13 protein-coding genes, 1 pseudogene and 1 riboswitch are annotated in these 17,018 nt (G+C 54.1%); of the genes and pseudogenes, 2 read left to right on the top strand and 12 right to left on the bottom strand.

Annotated features, from left to right (window positions below; all coding sequences use genetic code 11):
* Nucleotides 1–11 precede the first annotated feature (11 nt).
* The 3 genes from hutU to hutG form a co-directional block, all read right to left on the bottom strand.
* The gene (hutU, locus tag B4113_RS04040) at nt 12–1,667 is read right to left on the bottom strand and encodes a urocanate hydratase (RefSeq protein WP_369802217.1); all 1,656 of its coding nucleotides are present in this window, start codon (nt 1,665–1,667) and stop codon (nt 12–14) included.
* A gap of 168 nt (nt 1,668–1,835) precedes the next feature.
* Nucleotides 1,836–3,323, bottom strand: a complete 1,488-nt coding sequence (locus B4113_RS04035; protein WP_033843603.1) for a helix-turn-helix domain-containing protein — start codon at nt 3,321–3,323, stop codon at nt 1,836–1,838.
* Nucleotides 3,324–3,409: 86 nt separating this feature from the next.
* Nucleotides 3,410–4,408, bottom strand: a complete 999-nt coding sequence (hutG, locus tag B4113_RS04030; RefSeq protein WP_051985092.1) for a formimidoylglutamase — start codon at nt 4,406–4,408, stop codon at nt 3,410–3,412.
* A 143-nt stretch (nt 4,409–4,551) separates the two neighbouring features.
* On the opposite strand from hutG, the gene B4113_RS04025 reads away from it, so the two are divergent.
* A complete protein-coding gene (locus B4113_RS04025; protein WP_033020866.1) occupies nt 4,552–4,968 on the top strand; it encodes a PaaI family thioesterase in 417 nt (138 codons plus the stop codon).
* 390 nt (nt 4,969–5,358) lie between these two features.
* On the opposite strand, the gene B4113_RS04020 is transcribed toward B4113_RS04025, so the two are convergent.
* The 9 genes from B4113_RS04020 to B4113_RS03975 form a co-directional block, all read right to left on the bottom strand.
* Nucleotides 5,359–5,841, bottom strand: coding sequence for a PaaI family thioesterase (locus B4113_RS04020; protein WP_033020864.1), 483 nt, complete (start codon nt 5,839–5,841; stop codon nt 5,359–5,361).
* Between the two features lie 554 nt (nt 5,842–6,395).
* Entirely contained in the window at nt 6,396–6,779 is a 384-nt protein-coding gene (locus tag B4113_RS04015) for a VOC family protein (protein ID WP_033020862.1), read from the bottom strand.
* Nucleotides 6,780–7,203: 424 nt separating this feature from the next.
* Nucleotides 7,204–7,308: riboswitch (SAM riboswitch) on the bottom strand.
* Between the two features lie 50 nt (nt 7,309–7,358).
* Entirely contained in the window at nt 7,359–9,143 is a 1,785-nt protein-coding gene (gene opp4A / locus B4113_RS04005; protein ID WP_033020861.1) for an oligopeptide ABC transporter substrate-binding protein, read from the bottom strand.
* A 12-nt stretch (nt 9,144–9,155) separates the two neighbouring features.
* The gene (locus tag B4113_RS04000) at nt 9,156–10,064 is read right to left on the bottom strand and encodes an ABC transporter permease (RefSeq protein ID WP_033020858.1); all 909 of its coding nucleotides are present in this window, start codon (nt 10,062–10,064) and stop codon (nt 9,156–9,158) included.
* A gap of 21 nt (nt 10,065–10,085) precedes the next feature.
* A complete protein-coding gene (gene opp4B / locus B4113_RS03995) occupies nt 10,086–11,054 on the bottom strand; it encodes an oligopeptide ABC transporter permease (protein WP_033020856.1) in 969 nt (322 codons plus the stop codon).
* Nucleotides 11,055–11,070: 16 nt separating this feature from the next.
* A complete protein-coding gene (locus B4113_RS03990; RefSeq protein WP_033020854.1) occupies nt 11,071–11,997 on the bottom strand; it encodes an ABC transporter ATP-binding protein in 927 nt (308 codons plus the stop codon).
* Entirely contained in the window at nt 11,984–13,009 is a 1,026-nt protein-coding gene (locus B4113_RS03985) for an ABC transporter ATP-binding protein (protein WP_033020853.1), read from the bottom strand. The genes B4113_RS03990 and B4113_RS03985 overlap by 14 nt, the downstream gene beginning before the upstream one ends.
* A gap of 302 nt (nt 13,010–13,311) precedes the next feature.
* The gene (gene glpK, locus B4113_RS03980; RefSeq protein WP_033021715.1) at nt 13,312–14,802 is read right to left on the bottom strand and encodes a glycerol kinase GlpK; all 1,491 of its coding nucleotides are present in this window, start codon (nt 14,800–14,802) and stop codon (nt 13,312–13,314) included.
* Nucleotides 14,803–14,869: 67 nt separating this feature from the next.
* Nucleotides 14,870–15,688, bottom strand: a complete 819-nt coding sequence (locus tag B4113_RS03975) for an MIP/aquaporin family protein (protein ID WP_033021716.1) — start codon at nt 15,686–15,688, stop codon at nt 14,870–14,872.
* An 802-nt stretch (nt 15,689–16,490) separates the two neighbouring features.
* Here B4113_RS03975 and B4113_RS20275 point away from each other — a divergent pair.
* Nucleotides 16,491–17,018 (top strand): annotated as a pseudogene (locus tag B4113_RS20275) (transposase); the annotation flags it as partial.

Here is a 17,018-nt window from a genome sequence, read left to right as displayed (position 1 = left end):
GGTTCTCCTTTCTACTTCAGCATCGGCATATCGATGCCTTTTTCTTTCGCTGTCCGAATGGCGAGCTCATACCCCGCGTCGGCGTGGCGGACAACACCAAGACCGGGGTCGGTCGTCAACACACGCTCCAGCCGTTTTTCCGCCTCTTTCGTCCCGTCGGCGACAATGACCATGCCGGCGTGAATGGAGTAGCCCATGCCGACGCCGCCGCCGTGGTGAACCGACACCCAGCTTGCGCCGCCGACCGCATTCAACAGGGCGTTTAAAATCGGCCAGTCAGCGATGGCATCGCTTCCGTCTTTCATCGCTTCCGTCTCCCGGTTCGGCGAGGCGACCGAACCCGAGTCCAAATGGTCGCGTCCGATGACGATCGGCGCCTTCAATTCACCGCGGGCGACCATGTCGTTGATGAGTTTTCCGAACTTCGCCCGCTCGCCGTAGCCAAGCCAGCAAATGCGCGCCGGCAACCCTTGGAATTGGATTTGTTTTTGCGCCATGCGGATCCAATGGCAAAGGCGTTCGTTCTCGCTGAACTCGCGCAAAATGACTTCATCGGTTTTGTAAATGTCTTCCGGATCGCCGGAGAGCGCCACCCAGCGGAACGGGCCCTTTCCTTCACAAAAGAGCGGGCGGATGTACGCCGGCACAAAGCCCGGGAAAGAGAAGGCGTCTTCGACTCCTTCGTCTTTCGCTACTTGGCGGATGTTGTTGCCGTAATCAAACGTCACCGCTCCTCGGTGTTGCATCGCCAACATCGCCCGCACATGCGCGGCAATCGACTGTTTGGCGCGGGCAACGTACTGCTTCGGATCGCGCACCCGCAGCTCGGCCGCCTCCTCAAGCGTCAACCCGGCGGGGATGTAGCCGTTTAACGGATCATGGGCGGACGTTTGATCGGTCAAGACGTCCGGAACAAAACCCATATCAACGAGCCGCGGCAACACTTCGGCCGCATTGCCGACAAGGCCGATCGACAGCGCCTTTTTCTCTTCCTTCGCCCGTTTGGCCATGGCGAGCGCGGCGTCCAGACTGTCGGTCATCGTGTCAAGGTATTTCGTGTCAAGGCGGCGCTGGATGCGGGCCGGGTCGACTTCAACAGCGAGACAGACGCCGCCGTTCATCGTCACCGCCAACGGCTGCGCCCCGCCCATGCCGCCAAGGCCGGCCGTTACCGTGATCGTTCCTGCCAGCGTGCCGCCAAAGTGCTGGCGCGCCACTTCGGCGAACGTTTCGTACGTCCCTTGGACGATCCCTTGGCTGCCGATGTAAATCCAGCTGCCGGCCGTCATTTGTCCGTACATGATCAGCCCTTTTTTGTCCAGTTCATGGAAATGGTCCCATGTCGCCCATGCCGGCACGAGGTTCGAGTTGGCCATGAGCACGCGCGGCGCATCCGGGTGGGTGCGAAACACCGCGACCGGCTTGCCCGATTGAATGAGCAATGTCTCATCGTTTTCCAACCGGAGAAGAGTGTCCACAATCGCCTCGTAACATTCCCAGTTGCGCGCCGCTTTCCCGATGCCGCCGTAAACGATCAACTCATCGGGCCGCTCGGCGACATCCGGATGCAAGTTGTTGTGCAACATGCGCAGCGCCGCTTCCTGAATCCATCCTTTCGCTCGCCGCGTTGTTCCGGAAAGCGCTTGTACCGTTCGTTTGTCTGTCATCGTCATCCTCTCCTTTTCCCTCTTTGCTTTTATTGTAAGGAAGAGAAGAAGACGGAGATAGATGCGCCTCTTTTAAAGGTGAGTCATTTTTTTCGAAATTTCATATTTCTTTTCTCTTCATTGATCCATTTCTTTTGATGACTGTTCATTTTTTTTGAAAAAAACCGCCTACCGCGGTGATGACCGATACGATCGTTGTTCATCGCGGTAGGCGGTCGGCGTCTGATTCAGTTCGGCTTTAAAGACGCGCGTCAAATAATGGGCCGTGCGAAACCCGGTCTGTTCGGCGATTTCCTTAATCGAGAGGTCGGTTTGCCGGAGCAGCCGTTTCGCCTCCTCAAGCCGCCGGTTCGTCAGCCATTGGCGGAACGTCACGCCGCGCTTTTTCGACAACAAATGGCTGAAATACGCAGGGCTGCGGCCGGCTGCCGCCGCGGCCTGCTCCAACGAGAGCGACGGGTCGCGAAAATGCGCTTCCATATAGCGGAGCCCCCGTTCGATGGCATCGACGCGCGCGTCTTCCGCTGCTTGCCTCGCTTCGTCAAGCAGCCGGTGCAAAAACAAAATCAATTCCTGAACAATGCGATACAACACCGGATTATACAAAATTTCCTGAAACAGGCGCATGTACTCGCGTTCAGTCGCGCCGCGGTCCAGACGGTACGTCTTCATAAACCGGCGGATTTGTGCCAAAATGCTCGTCAACCGCGTGCGCACCATCTCCGGACTCGGAAACGGCGACGTCCAATCGGAAAATTCCCGTTGCAGCCATCGTTTGACCGCTTCATGGTCAAACCGCTCAAGCATCTCGATCCATTGCCGCTGCTCTTCCGGCGTCAGAAACGGATCCAAGTGGCGCCACGGTCCGTCATCCGGCGCCGGAGCGATCACTTGCCGATAGCCGATAAAAAACGTCGTCTCGAGCAGCCGGCGGGCGGCTTGGTATCGCTCACGCACCGATCGCCGGCCATCCGGCGGCATGATGACGACCGCCAATGGCTCATGATGGTCCTCCTCCCAATCGCGCAACATCTTCCATGCCTCTTCTTTTCCATCGCCCGGCAGCTCGGGAAAGAGACAGGCCGCCATATGGGTCAATGGCAAAACGCGCGCCCGCCGGCGAAACGGATAGCCCGTTAAAAAGCGGACCACTTCGGAAGAGAAGGCAGGTTGTTCGGCCTGCACAAGCCATACGTGGGTCGACACATCAACACGTTCATCAACAAACAACGAGCGATAATCGTCATCATAGCCGCCAACGCCCACGGACGCACGAGAGCGCCCGTCCCCGGCGGAAAATGAAGCCGCCGTTCGCAACGCTTGCTTCAATTTGGCGGGCTCAAGCGGCTTCACAAGCAAATCGACGCATTGCCAGTCGATGGCTTGCTTCGCCCGTGCGAATGTCGCCTCCGCGGTTGCGGCAATCACGCGCTGGCAAAACAGGCGGATGCAAGATGCCGCTTTCCCCCACTGTTCATACGGAATCATATCCAATTCGACGTACAATAGCTCCGGCGCTTCCCGCTCCAGCAGCGCCATCATCTCCTCGACCGTAGCCGCCGTATATACTTGCTCAATCGGCAAGGAATACGCGGACACGAGCCAGCGGATCGCTTCTCGTTCCTTGTCGTCCCGTTCGGCAATGACGAGTTTCATCTTCTCACCGCCTTAGCTGCTTGATGAAATGGTTCAGGCAACGTGTTCAGCGAATGTGTTCGGCGCTGCTTTGCAAACGTCGAAAGTCAACTGCCCCCATGGTGCCTGCACCTAAGTGAGGGGTCTCCTTGCCAACATTGGAGATGAAGAAGGATTTCGAAGCAAAAAGCAGCGGCGAGCGCCACGGTTTTTCCGCCTTCATCCACGAGCGGGTTGACTTCGCAAAGATCGACGCTGATCGTGTTCGGATGAGAAACGACGCGGCGGATGAGCGCGCGCACCAGCGATGGTGCGAGTCCAAACGGCGACGGCGCGCTCACCCCCGGCGCGGCGGCAGCGCTGATCGCATCCATGCAAATGGTCAACATCACGCCGTCATACGCTGAGGCAAATCGTTCGATCTGTTCATACGCTGCCTCCATCGGCCCCGCAGTCAGCTGTTCTTCCAGCATGTACTCGCATCCGTACCGCTGTGCATCCGCAAACAGCGCCGCCGTGTTGCCGAGCTTCTGAATGCCTAAGCAGCAATACCCTACCTGTTTGTCCTCATCCAAAATTTGCCGAAACATCGTCCCGGATGTCGGCCCGTTATCATACGGCCGCAAATCGAAATGAGCGTCAATGTTGATGATGCCAAGGCGGGCGTTCGGCCCAAGCGCTTCACGGACGCCCAAATAATGGCCATACGCCGTCTCATGGCCGCCGCCGATCACCACCGGCACCGCGCCACTTCGCAGCAGGCGGGCGACGGCTTTGCCGAGTTCGGCTTGGCTTTGTTCGAGCTGTCCGTCCACGCAAACGACATCGCCGGCATCAAAGATGGACGCGCCTTGCGGAAGATGCCATGGCAGCCGGCCCAACGCCGCTTTCACAGCGGCCGGCGCCTCTTTCGCCCCTTGACGGCCTTGGTTGCGGCGCACGCCCTCGTCGCAGGCAAAGCCGATGAGAGCCGCTGCTCGTTCCATCGGCGCCAACGGCTGCGATAAATCCAACAGGCGGATGCGCTGATGGAGGCGAAACGCCCGTTCATCGCTCACACTGTCCACCCTCCCCGTCCAGCGACTTTGCTCGGGTTGTTGATACATCGAACCATCTCCTTTCGACGATCAGCTACCTGTTTCTTTCGCTGCCGCTTTGCCGTTCTCCTTCTTGCAGGGGCAGAAAGAGGAAATCGCCTCTTTCCCGCGAATAAAAGAATACAGATCGACAACAGAAAGGGGGACACAGCATGAAATCAACCGTCAACTTACATGACGTCATCGCCGGCCAAAGCGCGCCGCCGCCGTGCGATACAACGCTCGGCGTTCGCTTGACAGAAGCCCGGGACGGCTATGCGAAAGGAGTATGGAAGGTAAGCGAATCGCTGCTCAACGGCAACGGCGTCATTATGGGCGGGTTTGTCGGCGCAGCTGCGGATATTGTGATGGCGTATGCGGTGACGACCTTGCTTCGCGATAACCAAATGCACGCTTCGATCAATTTGCACACGACGTTTCATCGTCCGCTGGAAGCGGGGGAAGCGGAAATCGAGGCGCTAGTGGAAAAACCCGGGCGAACGGTCGTTTATGTGACCGCCACCGTGCGGCAAAGCGGCAAAGAGGTGGCGAGCGCCACGTCATCCGTGATCATCATGGAAAAACGATGAAGGTCATTCGTGCGAGCGGGTCATGGGCAGGATTCCGAAAGAAGGCCAAACAGGCTGGTGAAAAGCGGTTGTTTCTTTCGGACAATGGGGGGAGCGTGTGAAAGACGATTCTGACGCGACAAGGCTTTTCTATTTAAGAAGCGAGGCCGGTAAGCGGCCTGTTTCCTTAAATCACCGCCCCTCAAAACCTACTGGAAAGAAAGCGGCATTTCGGACAACGACTCCGGACGCCTTGGCTCTTCACAACGGGCAGGGGGAATGATGATGGGCTTTGCCCGCCAGCGCGAGCCGAACTGCAGGGGGCGCTCAGTTCCTAACCGCCCCCAGTGACAAAGCGCCGAAGAAAGCGCTGTCAAAAAACAGCGGCTTTTCGGCGCTTTCCGTTGCTTGTTAAGAGCGGACAAACGTTTTCGGCATCACGACGGCGACGACTTGCCCGCGGGCGCATAATTCACCGTTCGCAAACACTTCGGTGTCAACTTGCCATTTTTTCGGGTGAATTTCCGTCACCGTGCCGATGGCCACAAGCGGCACCCCGTGCGGCGTCGGTTTGAGAAAATCGACGTGCAGCGAAGCGGTGACAAAGCGCGGCGGCGTCTCCCCGCTACCCGGCTCATGGCCGTTTTTCCGGTGCAGCGCCAGCGCTGCTGAACCAGTACCGTGGCAGTCGATGAGCGAGGCGATCAATCCACCGTATACAAACCCAGGGATGGCAGTATGTTCGGGGCGCGGCGTGTATACGGTCACCGTCTTGTCCCCTTGCCATCCGGTGCGGAAATGGTGGCCCGTCTCATTCAAACGGCCGCAGCCATAGCACCAAGCGAATTCCTCCGGATAGTCGTCTTGAATGGCGTGAACGATCGTTTCTTCCATGACATCTCCTCCCCTCTTTATTCTTAGTATATCATCCAATTGAAAAAGTCTCGACCCTAAAGCGCACTTTTTGCCCTAAAGTTGCTGTCCATGCTACAATGACCGTCATGAACAACGAAGTGGCTCCATCAGGAATCATTCCCACATGTCAGCCCACACACGGACTGCCATCCGTACAAAACGAAGCTGACAGGACCTATAAGGATGGTGATTTCGGGAAAAATACGGATGGCCACCCATTTTCTATAAAAATGCCGAACTGACGCGGATTTTCATCCTTGGGTGGAGGGCAAACCGTTGCCCATGGAACTTTCCGTGAAAATGCCGAACTGACGCGAGATTTTCACGCCTCGGTGGAGGGCAGATCACACTGCCCATGAAACTTTTCTGATTAAAAAGGCCGCCCATTGGTGTGTGACAGCGGTTTTTCACCGGCCTTCTATGCCACCGGTCGATGTGCGGTCAAGGCAAAAAAATAGAAAGAGGCGCCAGCCACGCTCTGACGCCCAAAGCCCGATCGATGCAAAATCGCGGGCTGCCTGTTTTCATTCTTCTTATCGTTCCGGTTCGTAAAATTCGATCCATTCCCCGTCCGGGCCGAGGAAAAACAAATATTTCGCCCCGTTCGGAAGCGCGGTAATGTCCTCCCAAACGAGCGGAACGCCAAGCGACACGAGCCGCTCTTTCTCCTGTTCAATGCCTTCGACCGTAAATGCGACGTGATGCACTTTTCCTTCCGTCGGCAAATCCGGATTGTATCCTTCGATGAGCTCAACGATGACTTGGCCGTCAAGCCCCAAAAACGCCAGTTTCATCGTCCCGTTCGTATGAATCATCTCGCTGAGCAGCTCGAGGCCGACGACGTTTTGATAAAATACTTTCGATGTTTCAATATCTTTCACTTGGATGCCGACGTGTTCAAATTTTTTGACTGCCATCCGCTGTTCTTCCTTTCTCTCACGTTCTACGATTCAATGGAAAACACAGCCCGCAAATACGGGGTCATTGACGGTGGAAAACGTATTTTTTCCTAGCCCCTGCCATAGATAGCGATCAAGGGCGTACGCCCCCTCCGCTTTCCATCCCTCCGCCTCATCGTTCGTCAGCACGAGGGAAACCATCGTTCCTTGGGTTTCCCATACAGGTGGACATAGCCGTCCCCGCAGTCGATATGCACGACCGCCTAGCGATCGAACCGGATGAGCTCCGTCCGCACGCAGCGCATGACGTGAACGGGAAACGTCGCCGCCACCACATGCGCCGCCATGCAAGCGCGGAGCGACAGTCGTTCCGCCACGCCCCCTCACCTCCCATCATCAAAAACCCCCTTCCGCCTCGGAATGACGCGAAAGGGGGTGGCCGTTCTTATCATCCAAAGCGACATCGCTTTGCGGGTGTTAGCACCTTGCCAGCGGCAGGTTGCTGTGGGGTCATCAAGCCCGTTCTCTCGCCCACTCTTGATAAGACGTATGCAATTTGTCTTCTATCTTATCATACATCATCAAAGGCGGCAATCGTCATTGTTCGACTTCCGGTTGCTCGGACGTGACGCCGACATCTTTCCACGTCAGTTTCGAGCCCGGATCGACCGTAAAGTTGGCGACGCGGTTGTTAACCGCAAGGATGGAGAAGCGATACAGCGTCGGAATGACCGGAACTTCTTCGTTCATCAGCTGTTGCCATTCACTGTAAATTTTCCGGCGATATTCTTTGTCAAACGCCTGCTCCGAATGGCCTTTTTCCAACAGTTCATCGTTTTTCTCATTGACCCAGCGCGAGTAGTTGAACATGACGTTCCGTCCATACAATCCGTATGGATCGACGTCCGTGCCCGTCGCCCACGCGGCTGCGTAAACGTCCACTTTCGGATCATCTTTTTTGACCATATCATAGAAAGAGTTGAACTCCGCCAAGCGTCCGTCCACAAGCTGAACATCGAGACCCACATCTTTCCAGCATTGCATATAAAACTTGGCCAACGGTTCAGCGATGTCCCCGCCGCTCATCGCCAAGAAGTTGATCTTGAATTTTTTGCCGTTCGGATCTTCGCGGAGGCCATCGCCATCCACATCTTTATATCCCGCTTCATCCAGCAATTGTTTCGCTTTTTCCGGATTGTACGTATACCCTTTGATCGAATTGTCATGGTAGCCCGGGAACGACGGCGGAATGAGCGTGTTCGCCGGGAAGCGTAAGCCATGATACAGGCGGTCGGCCACCTCTTGGGTGTTGATGGCGTACGCCATCGCTTGGCGCAGTTTTTTGTTTTGGAATTTCGGATTGTCCATGACGTTTTCTTGCTTTTTCGCATCCCAGTGGCCGAGTTTAAAGCCGATATAGTTGTACGCCAAATCTATTCTGCCGATAAACTGAATATTTTTTGTTCCTTTAGCATTCACATATTGGTCAGTTGGGAATTCTGCAACATCGATTTCCCCTTTTTTCATCGCTTGCAAAATGACTTTCGGGCTGACGACTTTTAAAATGACACCCTTCAATTTTGGTTTGCCATCCCAATAGTCATCATTGCGAACAAACTCGACCGACTCGCCCGGAACGATTTTCTTCACTTTGAACGGTCCGAAGCCGATCGGGTTTTTCCGAATTTTATCCGATTTCGCCAAGTCTTTGATCGGAATGTCTTTCAAGTAATGCTTCGGCAGCGGATAGGCCCAAATGCCGGTCAACACCGACGGATTGGCCTGTTTCCATGTAATCGTCAACGTCTTTTTGTCGATGACTTTAATGCCAGAAATTTTATTCGCTTTGCCGCTATGATACTCTTCCATTCCAACGATGCCTTGGATGAGCGCATCGCCATAGCGGACGCCGGTGTAATCTTTACTGCCAATGACCAAATAGGCGTACTCCAAGTCTTCGGCGGTCACCGGCTGGCCGTCATGCCAGTTGACGTTGTCTTTGATGCGGATCGTCATCGTCTTTTTATCTTTAGATAGCTCATACGTTGCAGCACCGTCATTCGTAATTTCATAGTCGCTATTGATTCGGAAGAGACTTTCGTCAAAAAACTGCATGACTTCTGCATCGGGTTCTCCTTGGTAAAATGCTCGATTGAGCGTCCCTTCAAACGGCGTGTCGGACACAAGGCCGTATTTCAGCACGCCGCCGTCAATGATTTTCCCGTCGTTTTTCACCGTCATCGGGAATTTGCTGGTGTCTTCCTTCTGGGCCGCCGGTTTTTCGTTGTTGTTACCCTTTCCACTCGTTGTGTCGGATTTGCCCGTGCACCCGGCGAGCACGAGCAAGAGCGCGGCGAGAGTCGCCAACCATTTTCTCTTCACATTTTCTCCCCCTTATCCTAGTCGTTGTCTTGCATCAGCCGCACGTTTCAACGCTTGGCCGATAAAATTTATGCACAGCATCATTACTAAAATAAGCAATGATGCAGGCAACCAAACCCACCATTTGTTTTGCAGCACATCCGGATTGGTCGCATAACTGACGAGCGTGCCCAAGCTCGGCGTGCTCTCCGGCAGCCCGAAGCCAAGGTACGTGAGACCGGACTCGATGCCGATGTTGCCCGCCAAATTTAACGTCAAATTGACAATAATGATCGAGCTGAGGTTGGGCAAAATTTGGAAAATAATAATTTTCCAATCCGGCGTGCCGAGCGTTTTTGACGCGCTGACATAATCCAACTCGCGCTCAGCCAGCGTTTTGGCGCGGATCAGCCGGGCTTTGCCCGTCCACAAAAACGCGCTCATGATCAAAATAAACGTCAATACATTATATTTAGGCACAATGGCGACAAAAACAATAACAAGCATCAAAAATGGCAGAACGAGAATGAAATCGATGACGCGCATAATAACATTGTCAATCCAACCGCCAAAATATCCAGCAATCAGCCCGATCGTCAGCCCGATGAGGCCGGTAATGAGCGTAATGGCCAGCCCGATCGTAAACGAATTGCGGGCGCCGATGATGAGCTGGCCAAACACGTCGCGCCCCCCGTAGTCTGTGCCAAGCCAGTGTTCCGCTGACGGCGGAGAATAAATGGAAAGAAAATCGACTTTCACGATTTCCTCTTGATCCAAAAAGAGTGACACGCCATAGACGATCGCCAAAAGGATTCCTAAAATGATGAGCGAGCCAAGCGCGAGCCGATCCCGAACTACCTCCCGCCACATGATCGAAAAGGCAGAAGGGCTTTTCTCGATGTTCGCTCCGACCGGCGTTGGGCCGCTGATTTCCGCTTTCATGTCAGCCGCCTTCCTCCTTCCCTACTCAATCCGGATGCGCGGGTCGACCGCACTCAAAATGATGTCCGACAACAGCGTGCCCACGAGCGTCGCCAGACCGGAAATCATGACGAGCGCCGTCACGACGCTGTAATCCCGCTGCATAATCGACTGCAAAAACAGCTGGCCAAGCCCCGGGTAGCTGTAGATCGACTCCAAAAACACGGAACCGCCGATAAGTCCGGTGATTTCATACCCTAAAAACGCCGCGATCGGCAAAAACGAATTGCGCAAAATATGACGCCAATAGATATGCCGCTCCGGCACGCCTTTCGCCCGCGCCGTTTTTACGAAATCTTTCACTTTCGTATCGACGATTTCGCTGCGCAAATATTGAATCGTAATGACTGTGTTAATCAGCGCTCCCGACAATGCTGGAAGCATAAGATGGTTCAATTTGCTTAAATAGTAAGCGAGCGTCCCTTCCTCGACCTGAACGTCCACGCTGCCGCCGGTTGGAAACCAGCCAAGGTGAAAGCCGAAAATAAACAGCATGATCAAAGCAAAAATGAACAGCGGCGTGGCAAACCCGATATAGCTGTAACCAATGATCAGCTTATCAGCCCATGTATCAGTCCATCGGCCCGACACGATGCCGAGCGGAATGGCAATCAAGTAAGTTAAAATTAAAATCGCCGCCGACAGCAACACCGTATTCCCGATCCGTCCGGCCAGCAAATCGGTGACCGGCTGCTGATGGGTATAGGAAAGGCCGAGATCACCATGCAGCATGTTTTTCACCCAACGGATGTATTGAATATGTACCGGATCATTTAAGCCAAGTTTTTCCTTCATTTCCGCCAGTGTTTTTGGATCCATTTTTGGATTGGCCGCCAGCTGCCCCGTCAGCGCATCCCCTGGCATCGCCTTCGCCAACAAGAAAATGAGGACGCTCAGCAAAAACAATTGCGGAATCATAATGAGGATTCGCCGTAAAATAAATTTCAGCATCTTCCCGTCCCCCTCTTTATGGAATGGCCACCGAGTGCGTCGGCGAAATCGGCTTAAGCGGGTGAGCTCGGCCGTTTTCATCAAAATAGCGCGAATACGACTGTTCATATTCTTTTTCCACTTCGCGGCGAAGCGCCTCCTGCCGCCCGCGTTCGCGCGGGTCGGCGTTCGGAATGGCAGAGAGCAGCCGTTTCGTATAAATATGCTGCGGATTCGTGAAAATTTCCTCGCTCGTCCCTTCCTCCACGAGCCGGCCGCGGTACATAATGCCGATGCGGTCACACATATGCCGGATGATCCCTAAATCATGGCTGATGAACAAATACGTCAGCCCGTACTCCTGCTGGATTTCTTTCATGAAATTCAACACTTGCGCCTGCACCGACACATCAAGCGCCGACACCGGCTCATCGGCGATGATGAGCTTCGGATTGAGCGTGAGCGCCCGCGCAATGCCGATGCGTTGGCGCTGTCCGCCGGAAAATTCATGCGGATATTTGTAAATCGACTCCGCGCTCAAGCCGACCCGCTCTAAGACGTATTGCACCTTCTGCCGCTCCTCATGCGGAGACAGACGTTCAAAATTGCGGAGCGGCTCGGCGACAATATCGAGCACACGTTTGCGCGGATTGAGCGAAGAATACGGATCTTGGAAAATCATCTGGATGTCTTTCCGATACGGATGAAACTCGCGGCGGCGAAGTTTTGTCAAATCCGTCCCTTCAAACAGCACTTCTCCGGCCGTGGCGCGGATCAAACCGATGATCGTGCGCCCTGTCGTCGTCTTGCCGCAGCCGGACTCGCCGACGAGCCCGTACGTTTCCCCTTTGTTCAGCGAAAAACTGACATCGTCGACCGCGCGCACGTGGTCGACCACCCGGCGAAAAAACCCGCCGCGCACGGGATAATACACCTTCAAATGCTGAATGTTAAGAAGCGCCATAACCGATTCCACCTACCGTTTGATCATCAGGAAAATAAAAATGTTCATAACATGTGCAGCGCACCCAATGGCCCGGTTCCACTTCGCGCAATTTCGGCTCCTCCTCATGCTTGTCGGCTCCGATCCAGCCGATGCGCGGTTGGAAACGACATCCATGCCGCGGCAGCTTATGCAGCGGCGGAACGATCCCTTGGATGACATGGAGCCGTTCTTTTTTTGTTTGAGCGGACGGGATCGACTGCAGCAACGAGCGAGTATACGGATGGAGCGGGCGGTGGAAAATGGCGTCGACGTCGGCCAATTCGACGATTTCCCCTGCGTACATGACAGCGACGCGATCAGCCATTTCCGCCACCACCCCCAAATCATGCGTGATTAAAATAACGCTCGTTTTCATTTGTCGCTGCAGCTCTTTGAGCAACCCCATGATCTGCGCCTGAATCGTCACATCAAGCGCCGTTGTCGGTTCATCGGCGATGAGCAGGGCGGGCTCGCAGGCGATGGCGATCGCAATCACGACCCGCTGCCGCATCCCCCCGGACAACTCGTGCGGATAACGGTGGTACGCCTTTTCCGGCTCGGGAATGCCGACTTTGCGAAGCAAGCCGATTGTTCGCTTCTTTTTTTCGGCTGCTGACAACCGCAGATGGTAGTCCATGCTTTCTTCGATTTGCCGGCCGACTGTCATAAGCGGATTCAATGCCGTTAACGGATCCTGAAAGATCATCCCGATTTCTTTGCCTCGGATGCGGTTGAGTTCGGCAACGGAAAGCGATAGCAAGTTTGTTCCTTTAAAGTGCAGGCGCCCCTCAATTTTTGTCTTTTCGGGCGGGTGGAGACCCATGATCGACAACGCGAGAGCGCTTTTGCCGCACCCCGACTCCCCGACGAGAGCGACGATTTCGTTCTCCCCGATCGCCAGCGAAACATCGTCGACCGCCGCATAATAGTCATCACCGATGCGAAAAGAGACTCGCAGCCCCTCAATTTCCAACAATGTTTGCTTTGCCAATGTGTCCTTCTCCCTTTTTGCTAGTTTCGCTAAATTTTAGATTATGTATAATATTTTAATATTATTCTATCATATTTTTTCGTAAATTCAACATTTTGTAGTAATTTTTTTATACCTTGCCAACTTTCTGCCTGATCGACAACGCGACTAGAGGCAACGGCTCGTGTCCGCTCCCATCTGTTGAACAATCAAAAGGCGGATGCTCCGTGAAGGAGCCATCCGCCTCATCGCTGGACAGAACTGTGGGAAAGGAGCCAACGGACCGTGCCCCTCCCCTTTACGTCCGATGGATTTTCGTTTGTTTATTTAAACGCCATCGCCGCCCGCACCGCTTTTTTCCAGCCCTCATAGAGCGCGGTCCGCTTAGCGTCGTCCATCTTCGGCTCAAAGCGGCGTTCGAGCTGCCACTGAGCGGCAATCTTTTCGCGGCTATCCCAATAGCCGACCGCCAGCCCGGCCAAATACGCCGCCCCGAGCGCCGTCGTCTCGTTAATGACCGGCCGCTCGACCGGCACAGCGAGCAAATCGCTTTGAAACTGCATGAGCAAGTTGTTTTTGACCGCCCCGCCGTCAACGCGCAGCGTGGTCAGCGGGAGGCCGGAATCGGCTTCCATGGCGGCTAGCACGTCTTTCGTCTGATAAGCGAGCGATTCCAATGTCGCGCGGATGAAATGCTCTTTCGTCGTGCCGCGCGTGAGGCCGAACACCGCCCCGCGCACCTCGCTGTCCCAATACGGCGTGCCGAGGCCGACGAACGCCGGAACGACGTACACCCCGTCCGTGGACTCGACTTTTTCCGCGTACGTCTCGCTGTCGGCCGCCGTTTTGATCATCCGCAAGCCGTCGCGCAGCCATTGAATGGCGGAGCCGGCGACAAAGATGCTGCCTTCAAGCGCGTATTCGACCTTGCCATCGATGCCCCAGGCGATCGTCGTCAGCAGCCCGTGTTTCGATTGGACCGCTTTTTCCCCCGTATTCATCAACATAAAGCAGCCGGTGCCGTACGTATTTTTCGCCATCCCTTCCGCAAAGCACGCTTGGCCGAACAAGGCCGCCTGCTGGTCGCCCGCCGCTCCGGCGATCGGCACTTCGACGCCAAAGAAATGGTATGGAACGGTTTTCGCGTATACTTGCGAGGATGGCCGCACTTCAGGAAGCATCGCCTTGGGCACGTTTAAAATCGCAAGCAGTTCGTCATCCCATTCGAGCGTATGAATGTTGAACATCAAGGTGCGCGACGCGTTCGAGTAGTCGGTCACATGGGCGCGGCCGCCGGATAGCTTCCAAATGAGCCACGTATCGATCGTGCCAAACAACAGCTCGCCGCGCTCCGCCCGTTCGCGCGCCCCCTCGACATGATCCAAAATCCATTTCACTTTCGTTCCCGAAAAATAAGCGTCAATGAGCAGTCCCGTTTTTTCGCGAAACAACGGATCATACCCTTTCGCTTTCAACTCGTCGCAAATGCCCGCCGTCTGCCGCGATTGCCAGACGATGGCGTTGTAAATCGGGTTGCCGCTCTCTTTTTCCCAAACAACGGTCGTTTCCCGCTGGTTCGTAATGCCGATCGCCGCCACTTGTTCCGGCTTCACTTGCGCCTCGGACAAGACGCTGGCAATGACGGCAAGCACCGAACCCCAAATTTCGTTCGCGTTATGTTCGACCCAGCCGGGTTGCGGAAAATATTGGGTAAACTCTTTTTGCGCCATATGGACGATTTCGCCCTTTTGATTGAACAAAATCGCGCGCGAGCTCGTTGTACCTTGGTCGATGGATAAAATGTATTGATCCATAGTCTCGTCCTCCCCTTTTCTTGGTCGTTTTCGATCCACTTCGTTTCCTTCGCTCCAGCAAAAACGGTTAAGAAGAATAGCGGCTTGCGACGTTCGACGCCTTTCCGGCTGTCAGTTTCGCTCCGGCCAACACGACGGCCGTGGCTGCCAGCACTCCCCATAAGGCGCCGGTCGGTTTTCCTAAGAACACGGCTTTATACACCAAGCTGCCTAACGCGCCGCCAAGCAGCGGCCCGACAATCGGCACCCACGCATATGACCAGTTCGACGACCCTTTTCCCGGAATCGGCAGCAAAAAGTGAGCTAGCCGCGGCCCAAAATCGCGCGCCGGATTAATGGCGTAGCCGGTCGTACCGCCGAGCGACAGCCCAATCGCCACAATCAAAAAGCCAACGACAAACGGATTGAGTCCATCGGCGAATTTGTTGGCGCCAATGGCCAAGATGACCAAAACCAACACAAACGTACCGATGATCTCACTCAACAAATTGGCAGCCGGATTCGGCACGGCCGGCCCGGTGGCAAACACGCCAAGCTTGACGCCCGGATCGTCCGTTTCTTTCCAATGTGGCCAATAGTGGAGATAGATGATGGCAGCTCCAATCATAGCGCCGAGCACTTGTGCCAACACATAGCCAGGGACATCTTTCCACGGAAAATCGCCGCTGAGCGCCAACGCCACCGTCAACGCCGGATTCAGATGGGCGCCGCTGTACTTGCCGACCGCATAAGCGGCCATCGCCACCGCCATTCCCCATCCCATCGTAATGACGATCCAACCGGAGTTGGCCGCGTACGATTTCTTCAAATTAACCCCTGCACACACGCCGGCGCCGAAAATGATCAGCAGCGCCGTCCCAACGAATTCTCCCAAAAATGCCGACATTTTCGCATCCCCTCCCTAGTACTTATCAATTATTGATTTCTATTCATTTATGAAGCAAAAAGCACTTTCATTCGATTGCAATTTTTGACTCTGCAATCATTTCAAAAAAAGGTAAAAGCCTCTTTCAACTCAATACTTACAAATCGCTTAACGGACGGATAAATCAAGCCATGCAACAACGACTCCTTTCTATGAAACAATTATTATGGCGAAAACATAGCGCCAGCAAATAGAGTGAATCATGGCTAAATATTAAAAAGCGGAGACCTACACACTTCCCGTTTTTAAGGAATGATGTGCATGTCTCCGCTTCTCCACACCACAAAATTATTAACTTATTTCATTTTCAGAATAGCACGTTTAGAAAACGCTGTCAATCATCTTTTTCAGAAGCACCATTTTTCTAGAAAAATTAGGAACGAATGAACAGAGCAGTTTTTTCGCAATAGCGAATGATCTCTCCCCTTCTGTTTCTTAACTTCGAGGCTCTTCATTAAAAGTTGTCCTTGATTTTTTCATCACGCACCTGACTTATGCAACCAAGAAAGAACAGGAAACCAATCATGTTTTGCATACACTTGTGCAGAGAGGTATTGTCAAAAGTGTATCCTCCACACTCACGGTTTTCCCTTGAGTTTCAACGATTGAACGAAAAAAAGCTTGCCACCCCCATTGTTTTCGGCCATCATTGAGGTAACGACACCCAACAGCCAAAACAAAGGAGTGACAAGCTTTGTTACCTCAATGATTCGCCTATTTGCTCGAAATTATCAAGACCCAATATCAAATCATTGTGTATGTAATGGGTGTGATATTGGGGAAATCCTTGCATCTCGAGGACTGGGACGAACCCATCCAAAAGCCGTACCGGAAACTTCAGGTCGATGACCTTCCGATCATCGATGTGCCGGAAACCCTTGATTACCGGAAGCTGTTGGCAGACTATGAAGCCCAGCACAGACGTCCTTTACGGCCCATCCAGCGCCGCGCGAAGGCGAAACACCGTGTGCCGGATTCGTTGACCTGCCCTCGCTGCCAGGCTCCCTCTTCTTACCTGTACGCCAATCACGGCGGAAAAGGGCAATACCAATGCAAAGTGTGCCAATGCCGGTTCAACCACCGGAACCGATTCACCAAGCAAGCGGTCTTTCGTTGTCCGCACTGCAAAAAGACGTTGGAAAAAATCAAGGAGCGCAAGGAATACAACGTCTATAAGTGCAAGAACAACGATTGCCCGTTTTACCAGGCCAACCTTCGCCGGATGACGAAGAAGGAACGCCAACCGTTTCAACAGGATCCTCAAGCCTTCAAGGTGCGGTATTTGTTTCGG

This window comes from Geobacillus sp. B4113_201601, assembly GCF_001587475.1.
Classification (GTDB): Bacteria; Bacillota; Bacilli; order Bacillales; family Anoxybacillaceae; genus Geobacillus; species Geobacillus icigianus.
The sequence above is the reverse complement of the archived record's forward strand: the minus strand, read 5'-3'. Positions and strand labels throughout refer to the sequence as shown.

Excerpts from the sequence above, each read along its gene's own strand:
- B4113_RS04000 (WP_033020858.1), bottom strand. The coding sequence starts at position 10,064 with ATGAAAGCGGAAATCAGCGGCCCAACGCCGGTCGGAGCGAACATCGAG.
- B4113_RS04025 (WP_033020866.1), top strand. The coding sequence starts at position 4,552 with ATGAAATCAACCGTCAACTTACATGACGTCATCGCCGGCCAAAGCGCG.
- glpK (WP_033021715.1), bottom strand. The coding sequence starts at position 14,802 with ATGGATCAATACATTTTATCCATCGACCAAGGTACAACGAGCTCGCGC.
- B4113_RS03990 (WP_033020854.1), bottom strand. The coding sequence starts at position 11,997 with ATGGCGCTTCTTAACATTCAGCATTTGAAGGTGTATTATCCCGTGCGC.
- B4113_RS04015 (WP_033020862.1), bottom strand. The coding sequence starts at position 6,779 with ATGGCAGTCAAAAAATTTGAACACGTCGGCATCCAAGTGAAAGATATT.
- B4113_RS04020 (WP_033020864.1), bottom strand. The coding sequence starts at position 5,841 with ATGGAAGAAACGATCGTTCACGCCATTCAAGACGACTATCCGGAGGAA.
- hutG (WP_051985092.1), bottom strand. The coding sequence starts at position 4,408 with ATGTATCAACAACCCGAGCAAAGTCGCTGGACGGGGAGGGTGGACAGT.
- B4113_RS03975 (WP_033021716.1), bottom strand. The coding sequence starts at position 15,688 with ATGTCGGCATTTTTGGGAGAATTCGTTGGGACGGCGCTGCTGATCATT.
- opp4B (WP_033020856.1), bottom strand. The coding sequence starts at position 11,054 with ATGCTGAAATTTATTTTACGGCGAATCCTCATTATGATTCCGCAATTG.
- hutU (WP_369802217.1), bottom strand. The coding sequence starts at position 1,667 with ATGACAGACAAACGAACGGTACAAGCGCTTTCCGGAACAACGCGGCGA.
- B4113_RS04035 (WP_033843603.1), bottom strand. The coding sequence starts at position 3,323 with ATGAAACTCGTCATTGCCGAACGGGACGACAAGGAACGAGAAGCGATC.